This is a genomic window from Klebsiella pneumoniae (assembly GCF_000742135.1).
GTDB lineage: Bacteria > Pseudomonadota > Gammaproteobacteria > Enterobacterales > Enterobacteriaceae > Klebsiella > Klebsiella pneumoniae.
Genome location: NZ_KN046818.1, coordinates 2,987,212 through 3,009,563 on the forward strand (window position 1 = coordinate 2,987,212; position 22,352 = coordinate 3,009,563).

The 22,352-nt window shown below is 54.6% G+C and carries 21 protein-coding genes, 2 tRNA genes and 1 pseudogene; 10 read left to right on the forward strand and 14 right to left on the reverse strand.

All coding sequences use genetic code 11. The features are described from left to right. Nucleotides 1–88 precede the first annotated feature (88 nt). On the forward strand, nt 89–313 hold the full coding sequence (locus DR88_RS11390; protein WP_002911541.1) for a DUF2594 family protein: 225 nt from the start codon (nt 89–91) through the stop codon (nt 311–313). 67 nt (nt 314–380) lie between these two features. Here the strand turns inward: DR88_RS11390 and sdiA are convergent, their stop codons facing one another. From sdiA to tcyJ, 5 genes are all read right to left on the reverse strand, one after another. Then, complete coding sequence (gene sdiA, locus DR88_RS11385) at nt 381–1,103, reverse strand: quorum-sensing transcriptional regulator SdiA (protein ID WP_025860726.1); 723 nt, start codon at nt 1,101–1,103, stop codon at nt 381–383. 317 nt (nt 1,104–1,420) lie between these two features. After that, nucleotides 1,421–2,173: an L-cystine ABC transporter ATP-binding protein TcyN gene (tcyN, locus tag DR88_RS11380; protein ID WP_025860728.1), complete on the reverse strand. Its 753-nt coding sequence runs from the start codon at nt 2,171–2,173 to the stop codon at nt 1,421–1,423. Continuing rightward, on the reverse strand, nt 2,170–2,838 hold the full coding sequence (gene tcyL / locus DR88_RS11375) for a cystine ABC transporter permease (RefSeq protein WP_002911547.1): 669 nt from the start codon (nt 2,836–2,838) through the stop codon (nt 2,170–2,172). Before tcyL ends, tcyN begins: the two co-directional genes overlap by 4 nt. Before the next feature lie 15 nt (nt 2,839–2,853). Then, a complete protein-coding gene (gene dcyD / locus DR88_RS11370) occupies nt 2,854–3,840 on the reverse strand; it encodes a D-cysteine desulfhydrase (protein ID WP_004148884.1) in 987 nt (328 codons plus the stop codon). 95 nt (nt 3,841–3,935) lie between these two features. Then, nucleotides 3,936–4,736: a cystine ABC transporter substrate-binding protein gene (tcyJ, locus tag DR88_RS11365; RefSeq protein ID WP_020801900.1), complete on the reverse strand. Its 801-nt coding sequence runs from the start codon at nt 4,734–4,736 to the stop codon at nt 3,936–3,938. A 200-nt stretch (nt 4,737–4,936) separates the two neighbouring features. On the opposite strand from tcyJ, the gene amyA reads away from it, so the two are divergent. After that, a complete protein-coding gene (gene amyA, locus DR88_RS11360; protein WP_002911554.1) occupies nt 4,937–6,424 on the forward strand; it encodes an alpha-amylase in 1,488 nt (495 codons plus the stop codon). A gap of 41 nt (nt 6,425–6,465) precedes the next feature. On the opposite strand, the gene yedD is transcribed toward amyA, so the two are convergent. Beyond that, nucleotides 6,466–6,900 carry a lipoprotein YedD gene (gene yedD, locus DR88_RS11355; RefSeq protein WP_004189223.1) on the reverse strand — a complete coding sequence of 145 codons (435 nt, stop codon included), beginning with the start codon at nt 6,898–6,900 and terminating at the stop codon, nt 6,466–6,468. 372 nt (nt 6,901–7,272) lie between these two features. On the opposite strand from yedD, the gene rcsA reads away from it, so the two are divergent. Continuing rightward, a complete protein-coding gene (gene rcsA, locus DR88_RS11350; RefSeq protein ID WP_002911561.1) occupies nt 7,273–7,896 on the forward strand; it encodes a transcriptional regulator RcsA in 624 nt (207 codons plus the stop codon). 32 nt (nt 7,897–7,928) lie between these two features. Here rcsA and dsrB read toward each other — a convergent pair whose 3' ends face one another. Further along, entirely contained in the window at nt 7,929–8,120 is a 192-nt protein-coding gene (dsrB, locus tag DR88_RS11345; RefSeq protein ID WP_002911586.1) for a protein DsrB, read from the reverse strand. A gap of 134 nt (nt 8,121–8,254) precedes the next feature. On the opposite strand from dsrB, the gene DR88_RS11340 reads away from it, so the two are divergent. Next, the gene (locus DR88_RS11340) at nt 8,255–8,476 is read left to right on the forward strand and encodes a YodD family protein (protein ID WP_002911589.1); all 222 of its coding nucleotides are present in this window, start codon (nt 8,255–8,257) and stop codon (nt 8,474–8,476) included. 299 nt (nt 8,477–8,775) lie between these two features. On the opposite strand, the gene dgcQ is transcribed toward DR88_RS11340, so the two are convergent. Next, a complete protein-coding gene (dgcQ, locus tag DR88_RS11335; RefSeq protein ID WP_004148890.1) occupies nt 8,776–10,455 on the reverse strand; it encodes a cellulose biosynthesis regulator diguanylate cyclase DgcQ in 1,680 nt (559 codons plus the stop codon). A gap of 115 nt (nt 10,456–10,570) precedes the next feature. Then, on the reverse strand, nt 10,571–11,482 hold the full coding sequence (locus tag DR88_RS11330) for a DUF808 domain-containing protein (RefSeq protein ID WP_002911591.1): 912 nt from the start codon (nt 11,480–11,482) through the stop codon (nt 10,571–10,573). 183 nt (nt 11,483–11,665) lie between these two features. Between DR88_RS11330 and yedA the strand changes: the two genes are divergently transcribed. Beyond that, a complete protein-coding gene (gene yedA / locus DR88_RS11325; protein WP_025860733.1) occupies nt 11,666–12,577 on the forward strand; it encodes a drug/metabolite exporter YedA in 912 nt (303 codons plus the stop codon). Here the strand turns inward: yedA and DR88_RS11320 are convergent. The 4 genes from DR88_RS11320 to drpB form a co-directional block, all read right to left on the reverse strand. Beyond that, the gene (locus tag DR88_RS11320; RefSeq protein ID WP_004200342.1) at nt 12,552–13,046 is read right to left on the reverse strand and encodes a very short patch repair endonuclease; all 495 of its coding nucleotides are present in this window, start codon (nt 13,044–13,046) and stop codon (nt 12,552–12,554) included. The genes yedA and DR88_RS11320 overlap by 26 nt on opposite strands. Beyond that, a complete protein-coding gene (locus DR88_RS11315; protein ID WP_025860737.1) occupies nt 13,027–14,427 on the reverse strand; it encodes a DNA cytosine methyltransferase in 1,401 nt (466 codons plus the stop codon). The genes DR88_RS11320 and DR88_RS11315 overlap by 20 nt, the downstream gene beginning before the upstream one ends. Before the next feature lie 76 nt (nt 14,428–14,503). Further along, on the reverse strand, nt 14,504–15,211 hold the full coding sequence (locus tag DR88_RS11310; protein ID WP_002911594.1) for a phosphohydrolase: 708 nt from the start codon (nt 15,209–15,211) through the stop codon (nt 14,504–14,506). 42 nt (nt 15,212–15,253) lie between these two features. Then, entirely contained in the window at nt 15,254–15,535 is a 282-nt protein-coding gene (gene drpB, locus DR88_RS11305; RefSeq protein ID WP_004151461.1) for a cell division protein DrpB, read from the reverse strand. A 538-nt stretch (nt 15,536–16,073) separates the two neighbouring features. Here drpB and ompC point away from each other — a divergent pair. After that, entirely contained in the window at nt 16,074–17,219 is a 1,146-nt protein-coding gene (gene ompC / locus DR88_RS11300; RefSeq protein ID WP_004148894.1) for a porin OmpC, read from the forward strand. Nucleotides 17,220–17,491: 272 nt separating this feature from the next. Here ompC and DR88_RS11295 read toward each other — a convergent pair. Beyond that, nucleotides 17,492–17,581: transfer RNA gene (locus DR88_RS11295), tRNA-Ser, on the reverse strand. Nucleotides 17,582–17,671: 90 nt separating this feature from the next. Here DR88_RS11295 and mtfA point away from each other — a divergent pair. The 4 genes and pseudogenes from mtfA to DR88_RS11275 all read left to right on the forward strand — a co-directional run bounded on the left by mtfA (nt 17,672) and on the right by DR88_RS11275 (nt 22,224). Further along, nucleotides 17,672–18,472 (forward strand): DgsA anti-repressor MtfA, encoded by an 801-nt coding sequence (gene mtfA / locus DR88_RS11290; protein WP_004227143.1) that lies wholly within the window; start codon nt 17,672–17,674, stop codon nt 18,470–18,472. 100 nt (nt 18,473–18,572) lie between these two features. Then, nucleotides 18,573–18,648, forward strand: a tRNA-Asn gene (locus DR88_RS11285). A 161-nt stretch (nt 18,649–18,809) separates the two neighbouring features. After that, nucleotides 18,810–20,066, forward strand: coding sequence for a tyrosine-type recombinase/integrase (locus tag DR88_RS11280; protein WP_032443936.1), 1,257 nt, complete (start codon nt 18,810–18,812; stop codon nt 20,064–20,066). Between the two features lie 184 nt (nt 20,067–20,250). Further along, a pseudogene (locus DR88_RS11275) lies at nt 20,251–22,224 on the forward strand (PhoX family protein). Nucleotides 22,225–22,352: the final 128 nt, after the last annotated feature.

A 22,352-nucleotide genomic window follows, 5' to 3' on the forward strand; every position in this document is an offset into this window, starting at 1 on the left:
ACACCTTTTTTTTCTGTCGCTTGTGGTATACTGCGCGGCCTTCACATTGAGTAGAGCGCAATAGCGCAGCGAGTAAACGAGGATATCGATGAGCACACCAGATTTTTCCACTGCAGAAAATAAGCAGGAACTGGCGCAGGAAGTCTCCTGCCTGAAAGCGATGATTACGCTGATGCTGCAGGCGATGGGCCAGGCGGATGCGGGGCGCGTGATTATTAAAATGGAAAAGCAGATTTCACAGATGGAAGATGAGGCTCAGGCCGCCGTATTCTCCAGCACCGTTAAGCAGATTAAACAAGCCTATCGGCAGTAATCCTGTGCCGGCTGAAAGTATCACTGACAGCCGGTATCACGTCTGACACGCAGAACGGCAGGCGCATTCAGATTAGCCCAGTCGCCACGGCGTAGCAGGCAATTTGCGTTTTATTCGGCGCATTAAATTTCCGCTGCATATTCTTCTGATGGAAATTCACCGTATTTTCCGAAATCGAGAGAATCATCGCCACCTCCGCCGAAGTCTTTCCTTCCGCCGTCCATTTGAGGATTTCCAGTTCGCGGCGGCTGAACTTCATCTCCGGCGGCATCACCATCTCATCTTCCAGACGCAGCAGCGTCAGCAAGCTTAGTTCAGTCAGCGTTCGCAGACGCAGCTCAAGCTCATCTTCAGGGTAACCGCCCGGCAGACGATTGTTCGCGGAGACAGAGAGAAATCCCTGAGCATGGTTTGGCAACGTCAGGCACTGCGTCACCCCCTTTTGCAGACCATGGTCACGCGCCCCGTCCCACAGTGCCGGCGCATCACGAAACAGGCTGTCGTTCCATGGCAGATGGCCACGCATAAAATTCTCCGGCCGTAACACAGGATCTATCGCGAAATAATTTTCTGCCTGATAGTGCGACATCCATGCGCGGGGGTAAGTCGACTGGAACGTAACGCGGGGGCGGGTGAAAGGCACCGGGTGGCGCACACAAAGCGTGTAGTAATCATATTCCAGCGCTTCGGTTTCACGTTGCAGGAGATTATAAACCTCCTCGCCGGTGGCCATGGACTGAAATTGGTGCAGCATATCCCGCCGCCAGCTGAAAAAAACATTGTCCCTCATAGCTGTGCAAATAACTCCTGATTGATAATCATTATTATAAATACAGAAAACTAACACATAAATCTTATTTATATGTATAAAATATCGTAGCTGTCATATTTATTAGTCTGAAGGCTTGCCATTTTCCCGCTCGCCGCACAGAAACATAGCGTTTTTCTCCCATCATGTTCTACACCCTGCCAAGGGCGATGGGAAGCGGTGTATACGGCCGTGGCAGTCAATAGCGCAAAGACGTGTCGCGGGGGCGTTACCCCGCCGCGAGAGTGGGCTAAACGCGGCGGCTCCCGCGAAGCTGAGCCGCCGCGCCAGCCCATGCTTTACTGCATCAGGAATTTTTCAAGGAACTGACGGGTACGCGGCTGCTGGGGCGAAGCGAACAACGCTTTTGCCTCGCCTTGTTCGACAATGCGTCCCTGATCCATAAATATCGCCCGATCGGCAACGTCGCGGGCGAAACTCATTTCATGGGTCACGATCACCATGGTGCGTTTTTCCTGCGCCAGCTGACGGATGGTGTTGAGCACCTCCCCCACCAACTCAGGATCGAGAGCCGAGGTGGGTTCATCAAACAGGATCACGTCCGGACGCATAGCCAGCGCGCGGGCAATAGCCACTCGCTGCTGCTGCCCGCCGGAGAGACGGCGCGGATAGCTATTCTCTTTTCCGCTGAGCCCCACCTTCGCCAGCAGTTCGCGCGCCCGCGCCATGGACTCCTGCTTATCTTCACCTTTTACGATGACCGGCCCTTCAATAATGTTCTCCAGCACCGTACGGTGGGGAAACAGATTAAAGTTCTGGAAGACAAAGCCGACGTGCTGGCGCAGCTGGCAAATGAGCCCTTTCTGCGGCCCGAGGCTGCGACCGGCGTCGATCGTCACATCGCCGACGCGGATAGTGCCGCTCTCCGGTTGCTCCAGCAGGTTGATGCTACGCAGCAGGGTGGTTTTGCCCGAGCCGCTGGGGCCGATGATCGCCACCACTTCCCCTTTCTGTACCTCCAGGTCGATACCATGGAGCACCGTCTGGCCATGGAATTTTTTTACCAGGCTTTTCACTTCTATCGCACTCATTTCGGATCACGCTCCTGGCGGTTCAGCTGGTTTTCAAAATAATTCTGCAGCGAGGAGAGCACTGTCGCCATTACCCAGTAGATCAGGGAGGCCGCCAGATACATGGTGAAGACCTCCAGGGTTCGCGAGGTGATTAGCTGCGCCTGACGGAACAGCTCCGGCACCTGGATCGTTGCCGCCAGCGAGGTATCTTTTACCAGGCTGATAAAACTGTTCGACAGCGGCGGCAAAGCGACCCGCGCCGCCTGGGGTAAAATGGCCCGACGCATCGTCTGCCAGGGCGTCATACCGATACTGGCCGCCGCTTCCCATTGCCCTTTATCAATCGAGGCGATGGCCGCGCGCAGCGTTTCCGCCGCATAGGCCGCAGTATTCAACGACAGGCCGATCATCGCCGCCGGGATCGGGTCAAGCTCAATGCCGAACTGCGGCAAGCCGTAGTAGATCATAAACAGCTGGGCGATAAGCGGCGTGCCGCGGAAAATGGAGATATACATGCGCGCCAGCCATTTTACCGGCCAGACTGGCGACATGCGCATCAGCGCCAGGATAAAGCCCAGCACCAGGCCGAAAAACATCCCGCCAATGCTCAGCTGCAGCGTAAAGACGGCCCCTTTCAGCAGAAAAGGGGCGGAATCAATGACCAGTTGGATACTTTCTTGCATGCTGTCGTTTCTGTATTAGAGGTGAGGATGATAGGCAAACAGCGCCGGCGATCCGCCAGTGTGGACGAACAGTATCGGCCCTTCATCCTTAAAGCGCTTCTGCGTGATGCCGTCGATAAGCCCGGCCATCGCTTTGCCGGTATAGACCGGGTCGAGCAAAATACCTTCCAGCTGCGCCAGCAGCTTCACGGCGGCCATCCCATCTTCGTTTGGCGTACCGTATCCTGGGGCAAAGTAGTCATCCCACAGTATAATTTCAGCCTTCGCCTGTAGCTCGAGACTGTTGGCCACGGCCTGCTGCAGCGCCTCCACTTTCGGCAACTGGTCAGCGACCGAGCGCGACACGGTCACCCCAATCAGTTCCGCCTGCGGCATCAGCTGTTCAAGGCCGACCGCCAATCCGGCATGGGTGCCGGCGCTGCCGGAGGCGACCACGACTGACGAGATCGCCACCGCGTCTTCGCACTGCTGGCTGATTTCCAGTGCGCTTTCCACATAGCCTAACGCGCCGAGGGCATTGGAGCCGCCGACCGGAATAACATACGGACGATACCCCTGCGCCTCAATGCGGGTCGCCAGCTCATCGAGCTGGGCGGAGGGATCGGTCAGGGCATCACACATCTCAACCTGGGTGTTAAAGAGATCCAGCAGCAGACGGTTGCCATTGCTCAGATAGTTCTCCGCCCGGGTGCCGATGGGATTTTCCAGTAGCGCCACGCAATGCAGTCCCAGTTTCGCAGCGACTGCCGCCGTCTGACGCACATGGTTAGACTGGATCGCGCCGGCGGTGATTAAGGTATCCGCGCCCTCGCGCAGCGCATCGGCGGCGAGAAACTCCAGCTTACGCAGTTTGTTGCCCCCCATCGCCAGCGGCGTCGTATCATCACGTTTAATAAAAATTTCGCGCCCAAGGTGATCGGACAGACGCGGGAGATACTCCAGCGGCGTCGGCGCGCCGATCAATTCCAGGCGCGGAAAGCGGGTTAAGTTTTGCAGTGACATGGCCCCTCCTGACTCAGTTATGCTTCATTATGCACACAGTTACGCGCTAAATAAAAAAAGGCGCTTCCAGGAGCGCCTTTTTTCACCGCTGTCCGTTATTTCGTCACGTCAGCGCCAAACCATTTCTCGGACAGCGCCTTCAGGCTGCCATCTTTCTGCATGTCTGCAATCGCGCCATCTACCGCTTTCAGCAGGTCGTCGTTGCCTTTACGCAGCGCAACGCCAGCTTCCTGACGAGAGAAGGCTTCGCCGGTTACCGCCAGCGTATTGTTGGTTTTCTTCACCAGATCCAACGCCGCCAGACGGTCTACCAGAATGGCGTCAATACGGCCTACACGCAGATCCTGGTATTTGGTGGGATCGTCATCATAGGTACGGACGTCCACGCCCTGGACATTCTGACGCAGCCACTCTTCATAGTTAGTGCCCAGTCCGACGCCCACTTTCTTGCCTTTCAGATCCGCCGCGGTTTTAATCACGCCTTCGTTACCCTTCTTCACCAGCGCCTGCACGCCGGAGACGGTATATGGGGTGGAGAAATCGTATTTCTTCTTACGTTCTTCAGAGATAGTGACCTGGTTAATCACCACGTCGATACGCTTGGAGTCCAGCGAGGCCAGCATACCGTCCCACTTGGTCGGTTTGAGATCGGCCTTCACGCCAAGATGTTTCGCCAGTTCGTTAGCGAATTCCACTTCAAACCCGGTCAGCTTGCCGTCATCCCCCTGGAAACTAAAGGGAGGGTAGGTGCCTTCGAGGCCCACGCGTAGGGTGCCGCGCTCTTTAATCTGATTGAGCAGGTTTTCCGCCGCAAAAGTTTTCACGCTGACGCCAGCCATCAAAACAACGGCCATCGCGCCCATCATCGCCTGACGACCCAGAAGTGCTAATTTCATAGATACCCCGAAGGTTAGGATTTTCCTGTAGTGTAAGGCGCTTAACGCCCTGACACCAACATCGTTACGCTACATCTTATGCAGATTTATTATATATGATCCGCTTTAGGGTATAGCGAAAATCAGGGCTTTCCTCACCCTTTTTGCTGGATATCTCCCATACTGCAAAGGTCAGCCTGTTGACGTCTGGAGCATGGAAGATGAAAAACCCCACCTTATTGCAATGTTTTCACTGGTACTACCCCACCGGCGGCGAGCTGTGGCCTGAGGTCGAAGCGCTGGCGCCCAGCCTGAATGAAATCGGCATCAATATGGTCTGGTTGCCACCCGCCTACAAAGGCGCCTCGGGCGGTTACTCCGTCGGCTATGATACCTACGATCTCTTTGACCTCGGCGAGTTTGATCAAAAAGGGTCTGTCGCCACCAAATATGGCGACAAAGCGCAGTTGCTGGCGGCGATCAACGCCCTGAAGGAGCACAATATCGCCGTGCTGCTGGATGTGGTGGTAAACCATAAAATGGGCGCTGATGAAAAAGAGTCTCTGCGCGTTCAGCGCGTCGATGAGCAGGATCGTACGCAAATTGACGAGGAGATCATTGAGTGCGAGGCATGGACGCGCTACACCTTCCCGGTGCGCGCCGGACAGTATTCGCAGTTTGTCTGGGACTACAAATGTTTTAGCGGCATTGACCACATCGAGAACCCGACGGAAGACGGTGTGTTTAAAATCGTCAACGATTACACCGGCGAAGGCTGGAATGAACAGGTCGATGATGAGCTCGGCAACTTTGACTATCTGATGGGCGCCAATATCGATTTCCGCAATCATGCAGTGACCGAGGAGATCAAATACTGGGCGCGCTGGGTAATGGAGCAGACCGGCTGCGACGGTTTTCGTCTTGACGCGGTCAAGCATATCCCCGCCTGGTTTTATAAAGCGTGGATCGAGCATGTTCAGGAGGTGGCCCCGCAGCCGCTGTTTATTGTAGCGGAATACTGGTCCCATGAAGTGGAGAAGCTCCAGCAGTATATCGACCTGGTCGAGGGCAAAACGATGCTGTTTGATGCCCCACTGCAGATGAAATTTCATGAAGCGTCGCGCCAGGGCCGCGATTATGACATGAGCCAGATTTTCAGCGGGACGCTGGTGGAAGCCGACCCTTTCCATGCCGTCACTCTGGTCACCAATCATGATACGCAGCCGCTGCAGGCCCTCGAGGCGCCGGTTGAACCCTGGTTCAAGCCCCTCGCCTATGCGCTGATCCTGCTGCGGGAGAATGGCGTGCCCTCGGTCTTTTATGCCGATCTCTTCGGCGCTTCCTATGAGGATACCGGCGGCGACGGAGAGACCTATGCCATTGAGATGCCCGTTATCGAACAACTCCACGAGCTGATCGACGCCCGTCAGCGTTTTGCCCATGGCGTGCAAACCCTTTGGTTCGATCATCCTAACTGCATCGCCTTTAGTCGTAGCGGTACTGACGACGATCCAGGCTGCGTGGTGATCATGTCCAATGGCGATGAGGGCGAAAAGACGCTGACGCTGGGCGAAAACTATGGCAACAAACGCTGGCGGGATTTTCTCGGTAACCGGGAAGAGATTGTCGAAACCGATGGCGAAGGCTGCGCGACCTTTACATGTAACGGGGGGAGCGTGAGCGTGTGGGTGTTAGAGGAGGTGCTGTAGTTCCCTGACGCCGGGCGGGCCAGCTATGGCCCGCCAAAATCTCAGCGCGTGGAGGCTGGCGCGCTGACGGGCCCCGTCGCTCGCGCTTTGGCCCACGCCTTCTCGCACTCCGGAGTGAGACGTTCAACACGGGACAACGTCATCCGATCGTAGGAGATTGTGTTGCCCTCGCGCTCGACAGGATAGATGTCCAGGGAAGCGGTCACGTTGTAGATCTCACTGTCACGATTCATCAGTTTCCCCGGCTGCGCAATCACGCGCTGCCACTGGCGGCAGTCGAAGGTGTCCCCTTCTTTGGTGACAATCAGGCTGGCAATGGCGTCAGGACTCATCATCGCGCTCTGCGGCCCTTTCGTTTGCCAGAAACCTGCAAGGCCAGCCGGCGCCGGCGCTTTAACGACGTCCTCATAACGATCAACCTGTACGCAACCGGCCAGCGCCACCACCATGCCAGCAAAAAATAACTTTTTCATCATTCATCCCACAAGCCGATAAAAAAGTATTGTGGCATTAAAGCGTTAAGCCTTCCACCCCCACCGCAAAGGGATAAGCGAGCAAGCCAGCAACCGCTAACGTGGGTTTCATTTGAAGTAAGGAAATTCTGAAAGTAAAAGAATACTGGGCGCGTAACCATAGCGTCTATGGGCACTTTTTGTTTTTAATTCGGTCACACTACCGGTTCTTGACTTTACTTTAAGAGTTTTCCTGGCAAATTATATGCATAGATGCGGAATAGTTTAATGGAGCTAATGGGTTCTTTCTAAACCTACTATTATTATCGCCCGCAAGGACTGCTTCGCACAGCCAGTGCGAAGTGTATATCGTTACGTGTTGATTGAGGATGGGTCATGTCAACGATGATTATGGATTTGTGCAGCTATACCCGGTTGGGATTGACGGGATATCTGACCAGTCGGGGAATTAAAAAACAGGAAATCGTTGAGGTCAACAGTGCTGCGGATCTGCAGAAACACTGTACGTCGTGTTGCCCGGCGGTGGTGTTTCTGAATGAAGACTGTTTCGTGCATGATGATGAAAGTAATGGCATTATTCGCCAGATCATTACGCAAAACCCGGCGACGCTGTTTGTTATCTTTATGTCGCTGGCGAACATCCATTTTGACCGCTATTTGCGGGTACGGAAGAATCTGCTAATCAGTTCAAAATCGATAACCCCAAAAGACCTTGATGTTATTCTGGTTAATTATCTTAAATACAAAAACACCAGTGTAGGGCAGTTAACTTTACCGACATTGTCACTGAGTAAAACAGAATCAAATATGCTGCAAATGTGGATGGCCGGGCATGGTACTTCGCAAATCTCAACGCAAATGAACATCAAAGCGAAGACGGTATCGTCGCATAAAGGCAATATTAAAAAGAAAATACAAACGCATAATAAGCAGGTGATTTATCATATCGTTCGGCTGACCGAAAACATCACCTCCGGTATTCAGGTAAATATGCGCTGAAACAAACTGGCGGCGCTCCCGCCAGTTCAGTTTTACGAGACCTCTTTTTCCACGAAAATCCCATCCGGGTGGCCTATTTCATTAAAAAACCAGATCCCCAGAGGATAGTCTTCCAGTGAAACCAGATACATCGTTCCTTCACTAAACGACTCAATCGCCAGCACTACCCCCGATCGACGTGGGCCACCGTCGGTCTTCACCGTGACACGATCGTTCACCTGCATAATCATCTCCTCTATATTTTCAGCCAGTGTAGAACAAAACCACGCAACTCGCAGCGTCGCGGCACGTGACTGGCGCTTTTTTAGACCGACTATACTTAGAGAGGCTTGAGCAACGCTCAGCGAGGGGGGTAATGATGAAGCACCAATTAACAGGCCAGACCGGGGACGACCTTGATGTCAACGTAGATGCCCTGCTGGCGGCAATTAATGAGATCAGCGAAAGCGAAGTCCATCGCACGCTGGACGACCCGCAGCGCGCCAGCATCGATGGCCGCGGGTCACATACCTGGCGTGAGCTGGCGGAGGCATTCGAACTCGATATTCACGATTTCAGCGCCAGTGAAGCCAACCGTTAGCGGCAGGCGAAAAAAATCCCGACTCGCAGGAGTCGGGATCAAACTTGCTAATGCAAGAAGCACTTGAAAATTCGTTACACCGGGAAATCCGATGCGTTGAAACATTATCCTCAATTATTTTGCATGACAAGAGATATTCATGACGCAAAATATTGAGAATGTTGGCGCTTGATGACTTATCGGGCTGCAAGGCTGATGTGAGAAGGCTTAGCCGCAAACCGGTTTCATTCGATAGCGCGATCGCCTGCGATCACTTTAAGATAATTCTCATTTTGCCAATCGGCATCGAAACGTTTTACTCACGCTGCGCTGCGAAAACAGACCTGGTTACGCCCATTTTGCTTGGCCAGATAGAGTCGCCCATCGGCCACCGACTGCAGCGCTTCAAACTGATACTCCCCCCGCTCTTCGCTGGCGCTCACCCCTAACGAGGCGCTAACCCGCAGCGTCACGTTGTTATGCAAAAAGACTTCCCGTCCCTGGATACGCTGGCGCAATCGCTCCGCCACCGCCGCTGCTTCCTGCAGGGTGGTATTCGGCATCACGATACAAAACTCTTCTCCGCCCACTCTGCCCAGCAGATCGCCCTGCCGAACCGCGCTGGACAGCGTACTGGCCACCATCGACAGCACCCTGTCCCCCGCCTGATGACCATAGCGATCGTTGATGTGCTTAAAATGATCCAGATCGAGCTGGATCACCGCCAGCGGCCGTCCGCTGCGCTGGCAGTCGCTGGCTACCGCCATCGCCTGTTCAAACAGCGCCCCGCGATTGAGCAGGCGGGTCAAGGCATCGTGCCATGCCTGCCACTCCAGAGAGGTTTGCAGAACGCTCATGTTGCGGACCATGCGGCGGATCACCAGCCAGGAGAGCAACAGCATCAAGGTGAAGAGGACCCACATCAGGGTCAGGGCGATGGTGATGGTGCCAAAGTTCCCGCGGACGCCTTCCCGCAGAGTGTGGATCCGCAGCAGCACGCCGTCAAAATTGCGCAGTTTGGCCCAGCTGATATAGCGCGTCAGCAGACGCAGCCCTCCCTGGTTATCATGGACAAACGCGCGGCTCAGCAGCTCCTGCTCGCGCGGGGACAGCAGGGTCAGGACATTCCCCGGCGCGGAAGAAGCCAGCAGGTTCAAATGGCTATCATAAAGTTGGTACTCTCCCTCTTGTCCCCCCTGCATGGCGCTAACCAAAAACGCTTTGATTTCACTGACTGAGAAATCCATCGCCAGCACGCCGCGCCAGTAACCGGCAAAATCCAACGGTATCGAAGCGGTGACCACCTGCTCTTCCAGCTGCGGGTCATCGTCAGGAAAGGTTTGCCAGATAACACCTCGCCCCGGATTATTTCGCTGGGTCTGGCGGGTAAACCACGGAGCGCCGAGGGCTTGGGAATAGTGCGTTATCACCTGCGACTCATCCCGCAGCGGCAGGGTCGAGGTAAAAAAGCCGCTACGAGAGATATACTGCATCCGCTCGGCGAAATCGCGATCGTGCTGCGTCAGATTTAGCAGATAACCCAGCTCGAGCGTCGCCATTAGTTCATCAGCCGCCAGCGGATCGTCCACCAGCAGGATAGGGTTGTCGCCAGCGACGCTGCCCGAGATGCCAAACACCGGCAGCGTACGCCGGTTCGGTAGCGCCACCCGCCAGGCCTGCTGATGGCGCTGGCTCAGATAGCGTTGGCTGGCCTTACGCAATACATCGATATCAAGCGGCTGTTCGAGCGCCGCCTGCATCCCATGGCGAAAAAACATCATTCTGTCGATGTTGAACTTCAACAGCCCATCCATTTCATGAGCGACGTTAGCCAGATTGTTACGCTGGTTGGCCACGTAGGCCTCTTCCAGGACATTGATTTCACGCCAGATCAGCAGCGTGGAGAAAAACAGCACTGCGATAAAACAAGCGTTAACCACATGCCCCGGGCGAGCCAGGTGGTAGCACTTTTTTAACTTCAACCGCAGTGGCTTATCCATCTTTCTCTCGCAGTACGTTGCGCAAACCTCGCGGCGTCAGCGCCCCGGTCTCTGTCGATACCCGGGGCGTTTTCAGAGTAGAACACGCGGCGCCGTTACGCTGCGTTTCGCCATGCTACTTTCCAGCGCCACGCAGGCTGCTCACCGCCTTAACGCCCGCCAGCACCACCGCGCCGATGATAAAACCCAGCACCAGGTTGGCGACGACCGGCAGCGTGGAGGCCATCACCCCACCCAACCCCGCGCTCCAGTGCTCGATGGCATGATGCAGCGGCGCAATACCGTGAACGACAATCCCCCCGCCGACGAGGAACATGGCCAGCGTCCCGACGATAGACAACACCTTCATCAGGCGGGGAGCGACGGCCAGGAGCCCTTTACCCAGCCACTGCGCCAGCGCACTACGTTTTTCCGCCAGCCAGTAACCCATGTCGTCCAGCTTGACGATCACCCCCACCAGGCCATACACCCCGATAGTGACCAGAATCGCAATCCCAGAGAGAATAAGGATCTGGTTAAGCAGCGGAGCTTCCGCCACGATGCCGAGGGTAATGGCGACAATTTCCGCGGACAAAATAAAATCGGTGCGAATCGCGCCTTTTACTTTGTCACGCTCAAAGGCCAGCGGATCGCGCTCCGCCAGCGCGGCGAGACGCTGCTGCCGCCGTTCAGGATCCTCTTTGTGTTTCCGCGCTTCCAGACTGTGCAGTACCTTCTCCACCCCTTCGAAACAGAGAAACGCGCCGCCCAGCATCAACAATGGCGTAATCGCCCAGGGGATGAAGGCGCTGATCAACAAAGCCAGTGGCACGAGGATCACTTTGTTAACGAACGACCCTTTCGCCACTCCCCAGACCACGGGCAACTCGCGATTCGCCCGCACGCCGGTAACCTGTTGGGCATTGAGAGACAAATCGTCGCCCAGCACCCCCGCCGTTTTTTTCGCCGCTACCTTGCCCATCACGGAAATATCGTCCAGCAGCGTGGCGATATCATCAAGTAATGTTAAAAGACTACTTCCTGCCAAAATGATTTTCCTTCTCTTTTCATCAATGTCTCCCTCGAGTATGCGTTAAAAAACGGCCGGTGCCCAAGGTACAATTAGTCAATATAAATTTAACAACCTGACGCAAATTAACCACTCGCCAGCACGATAGTTTTCACGTTTACTATATGTCCCCTTTCTATCTCTGCACCGTCGTGAGGAAGTATGTCTACCCGTCAGCTTTTACCGCTCATCGGGGCGCTGTTTGCGCTGTATATCATCTGGGGCTCTACCTATTTCGCTATCGCCGTCGGGGTCGCCAGCTGGCCGCCGCTAATGATGGCCGGCATTCGTTTTCTCGCTGCCGGCGTGCTGTTGCTGGGGTGGCTACTGGCCACCGGCCATAAGCTACCGGCGCGTCGTCCGCTGCTTAACGCTGCGCTGATCGGCGTGTTGCTGCTTGCGGTTGGCAACGGCTTCGTGACGCTGGCTGAACATCAGCACGTCCCCTCCGGCATCGCGGCGGTGATGGTCGCCACCGTACCGCTGTTCACCTTATGCTTCAGCCGCTTTTTCGGCATCGCCACCCGTAAACTGAAGTGGCTGGGCATTGCCATTGGCCTTGCGGGTATCGTGATGCTCAACAGCGGAGGCAACCTGAACGGCAACCCCTGGGGCGCACTGCTGATCCTGATTGGTTCCCTAAGCTGGGCCTTCGGCTCGGTTTACGGTTCGCGAATCGTACTGCCGACCGGCATGATGGCGGGGGCAATCGAGATGCTCGCCGCCGGGATCGTCCTGCTGGCGGCCTCATGGCTGAGCGGTGAAACCTTAACCCGCGTCCCTTCCTGGTCCGGGATCGCCGCCCTGGCCTATCTGGCCATCTTTGGCTCGCTGATCGCCATTAACGCCTACATGTTTTTAATCCGCAATGTCACCCCGGCGGTCGCCACCAGCTACGCCTATGTTAATCCGGTGGTCGCGGTGCTCCTCGGTACTGGGTTCGGCGGCGAGAGCCTGTCGCTCATTGAGTGGCTGGCGCTGGCGGTGATTATTTTCGCCGTAGTGCTGGTGACGCTGGGGAAATATCTCTTCCCCGTCCGCAGCGAGGCTACTCCTTGTAAGGCGTCGAAGTAGTCGTCAGTTCGCGGATCCCCTGCGTATCGATCTGCGCGTCGTGTCCGGCGCCGCAGATCCACTCTTCCAGACGTTCGGTGAGCGCCGCATCACTCAGCCTAAGGCGCCCGCGCAGGGCGCATTCCCAGATGATTAATACCCGCCAGCCCTCTTCGGCCAGCTTTTGCCGGTCGCGGGCGTCGCGCGCCACGTTACCGGCGATTTTGTCCAGCCAGAATGCCGTGCGGGTGGCCGGCACCTTAAACAGATAGCAGTCATGGTGATGCCAGAAACAGCCGTGAGTAAAGATAACGCAACGGTAGTCGGGTAAAGTGAAATCGGGACGTCCCGGCAGCGCGCGATCCTGGGCGACAAAGGTGAATCCCGCCCCGGTCAGCAGCGCCGCTATCCGCTTTTCAATCGCCGTATCGCGCGTGGCGATCGCCCGCATATTTTTACTGCGCGTCGCTTTATCGTGAACATCCGCCATCATTATCATCCGCTTCGCGGCGCGCCACCGCCTGAGCGATGCGCGGCGCCAGGAGTTTCGCCACCGCGGCGAAGACCGGAACCACCACCGAGTTGCCAAACTGACGATAGGCCTGCGTATCCGATACCGGGATGCGAAAACGCGCCCCCTGCGGGGATTCAAAGCCCATCAGCCGGGCGCATTCGCGCGGCGTTAACCGGCGAGGGCGCCGCTGTTGATTCAGCGGATCGTCAAAATGCTTCTCACCGAGCGGCCGGTCCCAGCCGCGATCGACGAGAATTTCGACACCATCTTTATAGTAGCGGGCAGAAAGCGTCCGGGCCACGCTGTGGGGATTGGCGGGGTCAACCAGGCCATAACCAAAGCCATTGCCCCGCGCCTGATGCTTGCGGGCATAACGATAAAGATATTTCCACAGCACCGGCGTAAGAATAAATTTCGCATCGACCGTCGGCTCCAGTAGCTCGCCAAATGTTGGCCGCACCGCCGGGTACTGCGCCGCGATGTCGCGCAGCGTAAATCCAGCATGCAGCTGCAGATCGCGACGGAAACCCACCAGCACGATGCGCTCCCGGTGCTGAGGCAAGAAATGGCGCCCGTCAATCACCTTCGGGTCATCCGGCCCGGTATGCCCCGCGTCAGCTACTTCATATCCCAGCTCATCCAGCGTCTGCATGATGATACGGAAGGTGCGCCCCTGATCGTGGCTTTTGAGGTTTTTGACATTCTCCAGCACAAAAATCGCTGGCTGACGAGCCGCGATAATTCTCACCACGTCAAAAAACAGCGTTCCCTGGGTTTCGCAGGCAAAGCCATGCGCACGGCCCATCGCATTTTTCTTAGAGACGCCGGCAAGCGAGAAAGGCTGGCAGGGGAAGCCAGCCAGCAGCACATCATGCTGAGGGATAGATTCGCGAATATGCCGCGCCGCCTCCTCGTCGCTAACGTCAGAGCGTTGGCTGAGGGTAATATCGCGGATATCTTCATTAAAACGGTGCTGCTGCGGATCACAATACCAGTTGGCCTTATAGGTGCGTACCGCGTGCTTGTTCCACTCGCTGGTGAAAACGCACTGCCCGCCGATGGCTTCAAAACCACTGCGGATCCCGCCAATACCGGCAAACAGATCGATAAAACGGAACCCATAGTACGGATGATGGGCCGGCGGCGAAGGCAGGAGCGTCGCCAGATGAGCAACTTCCTGCGGGCGCAAACGCTCCGCCACGCGGCCAAGCGCCACCACGCGCTTGAGGATCGCCGCGCTCCAGTGCTGTTCGCCGACGCTCACCAGTTCGGCAACCAGCGTTTTTACATCGTAGATCGTCATCAGCTGACGCAGCAGCGCCTCAGCGTCTTCCCCGGCCTGTTCAGCCAACGACAACGACCTGTGTTCCTTGCTTAACTTTTGCGGCATATCCTCAACCAACGCGGACGATTTTGGCAGAGAGTACCATAAATCACCGGTCGGTTGACGCCTGCGGTGCAAAGCGGCGCAAAACCGCTTCATCCAGCGCCAGCGGCTCCCCCTGCAGCTCCGCGCTGAGCTTAGCCATAAATTCGACGAGAAAACGGGCATTATGCTGCGCCATCGCTTTCCCCTTGTCAGTTTGCATGGTTTCCGGCAGGCGCAGAAGTTTGCACTGGAAATGGTCGAGGGCATATTTGCGGTCATCCAGCGCCCGCCGATCAGCAAAAGGATCTTCGGCATCAAACAAGATGGTATTCAGGGCGCCGGCGACAGCGAAGACCCTCGCCAGACCAATGGCTCCCAGCGACTCGAGTCGATCGGCATCCTGAACTATTTTCGCCTCCAGCGTGCGCGGTGGGATCGCCGCGCTGAAGCTGTGCGCCTCGATGGCATGGCTGACCGCCGGGTAACGATCCGCAGGAAAATCAGCAAAGGCCGACTGCAGAATGGCGAGGGTTTTCTCGGCGGCCATCATCGAGGATCGACTTCGCTCCGGATGATTTTTTGGCAAGCTGACGATGTCATGAAAATAGCAGGCCGTGAGGAGTACCAGCCGGTCGACTTCCTCCCCCGCGGCCAGCTGAGTGGCGGTCGCCCAGACGCGACGAAAATGGGACAGATCGTGTGCGGCGTCATCCTGCGCATGGTGCGTCAGTATCCAGCGCTCAAATCGTTGCTGCCAGTCAACCAGGTCCATAGGCTTTCCTTTATCTGAGGGTCAGCCTCGAGCATAGCAATTTTAGCGCTGATGATCCTGCTCGCCGCGGGATGGACGCGTATACCAGACGACCGCGCCGAGAATAGAGCCAATGCCGCCGAGGACCAGCATGCCCAACAGGGCGCCAAGCCATTTCCCGGCCGTTGTTCCAAAATCACCCTCCACGCTGGCGCCGGGAACGCTGTGAATTTTTCCCACTACCCACCAGTAACGCACAATGACCCAGACACAATATCCGCAAAAAGCATACAACGCCCAGAGCGCAAGTTTCCCTCCCGGGCTGCGTTTTGCCTGCTCTTCCATCTCATTCCTCTCCGTGACACAACAGACTATTGTCACTCAAAACGTGACACGCATCACATTATACCGCTAACCTGCGTCACAGGCAGCAGTTTCATCTTCGTCTTCTGCGCCTTCTCGCGACTTATGCTGCCAATGCGCACAGGCTGAAGAGATGTCCTTATTATCTCCCGTACGCTTAAAGCTACTCATTCCTTAATTATCGCAAGCTGGGTTGATAATTCCCTGGATATTTACATTCACACAAAATAAATTTCCATAATGAATAATGAGCTTGATTGTTATTTGTGCAATTTATTTCATATAATTAACAACAACCAACCAAAGACATAATAAAGCATTGCTATATAAGAAAATAATGGATTTTGCACAAGCATCACAATTTAATATAAAGAACCACTTAGAAATATTTTGAAATGTTTAACATCATTTATTTACATATTTTATTTTAAATAAAGATGAACTTAGTCGTTAGTATCGGATAGTCATTCCGGAGGGATTGTCATAATTCATAGAAATTATTATTAAAAGGGAATATATAATGAAAAGAAAAGTACTGGCACTCATGGTTCCGGCATTATTAATGGCTAGCGCCGCTAATGCCGCCGAAATCTATAACAAAAACGGTAATAAACTGGACCTCTACGGGAAAGTTGACGGCCTGCATTACTTCTCTGACGACGCTTCAGAGGACGGCGACCAGACCTATGTTCGCTTTGGTCTGAAAGGCGAAACGCAGATTACTTCCGAGTTAACCGGCTACGGTCAGTGGGAATACAACATTCAGGCGAACACCAGCGAAAAAGAAGGCGCGGATTCCTGGACCCGTCTCGGCTTTGCCGGCCTGAAGTTTGCCGACTGCGGGTCGCTGGACTATGGCCGTAACTACGGCGTGGTCTACGACATTGAATCCTGGACCGATATGCTGCCGGAATTCGGCGGCGATACCTACACCCAGACCGACGTTTACATGACCGGTCGTACTAACGGCGTGGCCACCTACCGTAACAGCGATTTCTTCGGCCTCGTCGACGGCCTGCATTTCGCCCTGCAGTATCAGGGTAATAATGAAAACGCCGGTTCTGGCGAAGGCACTAATAACGGTGGGAAACGTAAGCTGGCGCGGGAAAATGGCGACGGTTTTGGTATCTCCAGCTACTATGATCTCGATATGGGCATCAGCTTCGGGGCAGCGTATTCGTCTTCTGACCGTACCCATAACCAGCTGGCGGCCGCGCGTAGCAGCCAGCGTTATGCCAACGGCGATAAAGCCGATGCCTGGACCGTCGGCGCGAAATATGACGCCAATAACATCTATCTGGCCGCCATGTATGCTGAGACCCGCAACATGACCTTCTATGGCAACGATAGTTTTGGCGGAATTGCCAACAAAACGCAGAACTTCGAAGTGGTCGCGCAGTATCAGTTCGACGACTTTAATTTACCGCTGCGTCCGTCGGTGGCCTATCTGCAGTCGAAGGGTAAAGATCTCTACGCCTATTCTCGCTACGGCGACAAGGATCTGGTCAAGTATGTCGACGTGGGCATGACCTACTACTTCAACAAAAATATGTCCACCTATGTGGATTATAAAATCAACCTGCTGGATGAAGACGACCGCTTCTACAAAAACAGCGGTATCGCGACCGATGATATCGTCGCCCTCGGCCTGGTCTATCAGTTCTGATCCCCGTCAAAGCCCGCGTTCAGCGGGCTTTTTTATGTTCCCGCTCCGTTGAGATCACTCTTTTCGACATTGCCGCTTTCCAGGCGTACCTTCCCTCTTTATGATGCGTTTAAGCTCGTTCGGGCTAAAAGCGGCGATAAGGTGCCAAAAGGATAAAGCGCGCTACCGCGACTCTACGCTGAAACCAGGACGATGATGATGGTGATACCCCAGCGCAGGCGTTATACCTGAAGCTAACGGTGTTATTGAAGGGAAGGTTAGAGCAAGAAAAGTGGCGGAGAGAGGGGGATTTGAACCCCCGGTAGAGTTGCCCCTACTCCGGTTTTCGAGACCGGTCCGTTCAGCCGCTCCGGCATCTCTCCGCTGTGATGGTTGCTATAATGCCAGGATCTTTGGCATTTTAATAGCTCCCGTTTCGGTAATTGTGTTCAAGTGACGACTTTGCGAGCAATATGATGTTTAAATGGCCCTGGAAAGCAGATGATGAGTCCGGCAACGCAGAGATGCCCTGGGAGCAAGCGCTTGCCATTCCGGTTTTAGCCCATCTTTCGTCCACTGAGCAGCACAAGCTCACGCAGATGGCTGCCCGTTTTTTACAGCAAAAGCGGCTGGTGGCATTGCAGGGGCTGGAGCTGACCCCGCTGCATCAGGCGCGCATTGCTATGCTCTTTTGTCTGCCGGTGCTTGAGCTGGGCATTGAGTGGCTGGATGGCTTCCATGAAGTGCTGATCTACCCTGCCCCTTTCATCGTCGATGATGAATGGGAGGATGATATTGGTCTGGTCCACAACCAGCGGGTGGTACAGTCGGGACAAAGCTGGCAACAGGGTCCTGTAGTGCTGAACTGGCTGGATATTCAAGACTCTTTTGATGCGTCAGGCTTTAACCTTGTGGTGCATGAAGTGGCGCATAAGCTTGATACGCGGAACGGCGACCGGGCCAGCGGCGTGCCGCTTATCCCGTTGCGTGAAGTTGCCGGCTGGGAGCATGATCTCCACGCCGCGATGAACAACATTCAGGATGAGATAGATCTGGTCGGCGAAAGCGCCGCCAGTATTGACGCCTATGCCGCCACCGATCCCGCAGAGTGCTTTGCTGTCCTCTCGGAATATTTTTTCAGTGCGCCTGAACTGTTCGCGCCTCGCTTCCCGGCCCTGTGGCAGCGTTTTTGCCACTTTTACCGCCAGGATCCGCTGGCGCGTAGACGTGAGAATGGCCTGCAGGACGAAGGCGATCGGCGCATTGTTCACTAAAACAACGTGTTGAGCTAAATTTAGCCATTTGAATCAGCAGGTTAATTTTAGTGTTGACACAAAAATGCGAGGCCAGTAGTATACGCCTCGTTCACACGATTCCTCTGTAGTTCAGTCGGTAGAACGGCGGACTGTTAATCCGTATGTCACTGGTTCGAGTCCAGTCAGAGGAGCCAATTTTCTGTTTTCATGCATCCTTGCGAATCATTATATGATGTTGGTTCAACAGGTTAGCGTGAAAACTCTTCCCGGTGCATTTTGATTTTACCCTCCGCATCGGGAAAAATTGGTGGTCAAATCTGGGGTCAGGTTAGTTCGATAATGGAGCGACCCCCATATGTCCCTTACCGACGCGAAAATCCGCACTCTCAAGCCTTCTGATAAACCCTTTAAAGTCTCCGATTCCCACGGTCTGTATCTGCTGGTCAAGCCGGGTGGCTCACGTCACTGGTATCTCAAGTACCGTATTAACGGTAAAGAATCGCGCATTGCGCTGGGTGCCTATCCTGCCGTCTCCCTCACTGATGCGCGACAGCAGCGTGAAGGTGTCCGTAAAATGCTGGCGCTGAATATCAACCCGGTACAGCAGCGGGCTGCTGAACGTGGCTCACGAACACCGGATAAAGTTTTTAAAAACGTGGCGCTGGCGTGGCATAAAAGTAACCGAAAATGGTCGCAGAACACCGCTGACCGTCTGCTTGCCAGCATGAACAATCACATCTTTCCGGTCATTGGCAACCTGCCTGTATCAGAACTTAAACCCCGTCATTTCATTGACCTGCTGAAAAGGATCGAGGAAAAAGGTCTGCTGGAAGTTGCGTCCCGCACGCGGCAGCACCTGAGTAACATAATGCGCCATGCGGTTCATCAGGGGTTAATCGATACGAACCCGGCAGCAAATCTTGGCGGCGTGACCACACCTCCTGTCAGACGGCACTATCCTGCCCTGCCACTGGAGCGGCTGCCTGAACTGCTTGAACGTATTGAGGCATATCATCAGGGCCGTGAACTGACGCGGTTGGCCGTCCTGCTGATGCTGCATGTGTTCATTCGCTCCAGTGAACTGCGTTTCGCCCGCTGGTCAGAGATTGATTTCACAAACCGAGTCTGGACGATACCCGCGACGCGAGAACCCATTATTGGCGTGCGTTATTCCGGCCGCGGGGCCAAAATGCGAATGCCGCATATCGTACCCCTCTCAGAACAGTCCATCGCCATTCTGAAACAGATTAAGGATATCACCGGTAATAATGAACTGATCTTCCCCGGCGACCATAACCCGTATAAGCCAATGTGTGAAAACACGGTCAATAAGGCACTGCGGGTGATGGGCTACGACACGAAAAAGGATATCTGTGGCCACGGCTTTCGGGCGATGGCATGCAGTGCGCTGATGGAATCGGGTTTATGGGCAAAGGATGCAGTAGAACGCCAGATGAGTCATCAGGAGCGCAATACCGTGCGCATGGCTTATATTCACAAGGCAGAACACTTGGAAGCCCGCAAGGCGATGATGCAGTGGTGGTCGGACTATCTGGATATATGCAGAAAAGCATATGTGTCGCCTTATATGATGGTTCAGGAGAACCGCTGAATTGTTAGTATAACGAAGCCGTCTCCGCTTAGGTGGGGACGGCTTTATTTATCAGTAATACAAAAATGCCAGTGAGCTTTTTCTCCTGAACCTCCGTTATTTCTCATGTTATAAATTTGTAACAAATATTTTTTGAACTGTCCTGTATTGCCACGCAAATCTATGGAAATTACAGGAAAACGATATGAGCAGCCCCCTTAAATTGGTGTTTAAAAAAGAGCACAGCGATGAGATCAGTAACCACAGCGTGAACCCCGTCTTTTCTGAGGTAGTCAGCGCTTTTATGTCCCGTCGCCGCTTTCTGCAAATGGGAATGGTGGCGGGCGCTGCCGTCTCCTTTCCTTATCTAGTCAAGCCAGAAAACGCCTTCGCGGCGAAGGCAAATCCCTCAGCATTATCTAAAGCGGTGTCACTGGGCTTCACCACCATTCCCGTTTCGACAGCAGACACTGTCACCGTGCCGGAAGGCTATATAGCCCGTCCGTTTTATCGCTGGGGCGATGCTGTGGGCATAAAGGGTAATCTGCCGGAATTTAAATTCGACGCTAGCAACACCACCGACGAACAGGCGGCGCAGGCCGGTATGCACCATGACGGCATGGCCTGGTTTAGCCTGCCGCAGGGCAAAGAGAACCCGGCACACGGTCTGCTGGCGCTCAACCATGAGTACATTGATAACGGCATGCTGTTTAAAGACGGTACCGCCAACTGGGATCTTGATAAGGCCCGTAAGGGTCAGAATGCGATGGGTATATCAGTTATCGAGGTGAAAAAAGATAACGTGGGCTGGCAGGTAGCCCGTCCCTCCAGCTTTGCTCGTCGCATTACCGTTAATACACCAATGCAACTGAGCGGTCCGGCGCGTCATCAGGCGTTGATGAAAACCGCCGCCGATCCGCAAGGCGAAGTGGTACTGGGCACCATGCAAAACTGCGCCAATGGTAAAACCCCGTGGGGGACGTACCTGACCTGTGAAGAGAACTGGTCGGATATTTTTGTTAAAAAAGCGCCGCGTAACGTGCTGGAGAAGCGCTACGGCATTAGCGATAGCGATGAATCCTACCGCTGGAACGAGGTTGACGAACGTTTCAGCGTCGATAAAACGCCCAACGAGCCGAACCGCTTTGGCTGGGTGGTGGAGATTGACCCCTACGATCCGACCTCCACACCACGCAAACATACCGCATTAGGTCGCTTTAAGCATGAAGGTGCCGCCGTGACGCTGGCGGGGGATAATCGCGTTGTGGTCTATATGGGCGACGATCACAAATTTGAATACATCTATAAATTCATCTCCGAGAACAAATATGACCCTGGCGATCGCAAGGCAAATATGCAGTTGCTGGAGTCAGGCACGCTCTATGTCGCCAGATTCAATGACGACGGTTCCGGCGACTGGCTGCCGCTAATCTTCGGTGAAAATGGCCTTGATCAAAGCAAGGGTTTCGACAATCAGGGCGATCTGCTGATCAAAACGCGCCTTGCTGCCGATACGGTGGGCGCAACAAAAATGGATCGCCCGGAATGGATAGCCGTTGATACCCATGCGAAAGGCAGCGTGTATTGCACGCTCACCAACAATTCCGATCGCGGTAAAGAGGGCAAAGCCCCGGTTGACGCAGCCAACCCGCGCGCCAACAACCAGTTCGGCCATATCATGCACTGGCGCGAAGAGAGGGCAGACCCCGCCTCAGCGAAATTTACGTGGAATATTCTGGTGCTCGCCGGGCGTACTGACAGTGACGATCCTAAAGCGAAAGGCTCCATGCAGGGGGCAGAATTCGGCAGCCCTGATGGGCTCTCCTTCGATCACCGCGGCGTGCTGTGGATCCAGACTGATGTCTCCTCCAGTACGATTAATAAAAAGGCGTATGAAGGGATGGGGAATAACCAGATGATAGCGACCCTGCCCGGCACCAATGAGTATCGCCGCTTTTTGACCGGGCCACGCGGGTGTGAAATTACCGGTATCGCCTTTACGCCGGACAACCGTACGCTGTTTATTAATATCCAGCATCCCGGCGAAGGCGGCGACGACATTACCGATCCGAACAACCCTCGGGCTATCTCCAACTGACCAGATTCAAGATCAGACGGACGACCACGTTCTTCAACAGTCGTTATCACTAAATCGAATGGCGGGATAATCGGTACCTGATGCATCTGGTGCCCTTTTGGGCACCATTTTTTATGGCAACAGCTTGATCCTCCCAACATTCCCTAGGTATCAAATATTTAATCTCGCTGTTATCTGAAGGAATTAACCTTAGCCTTTTATGTTTTCTC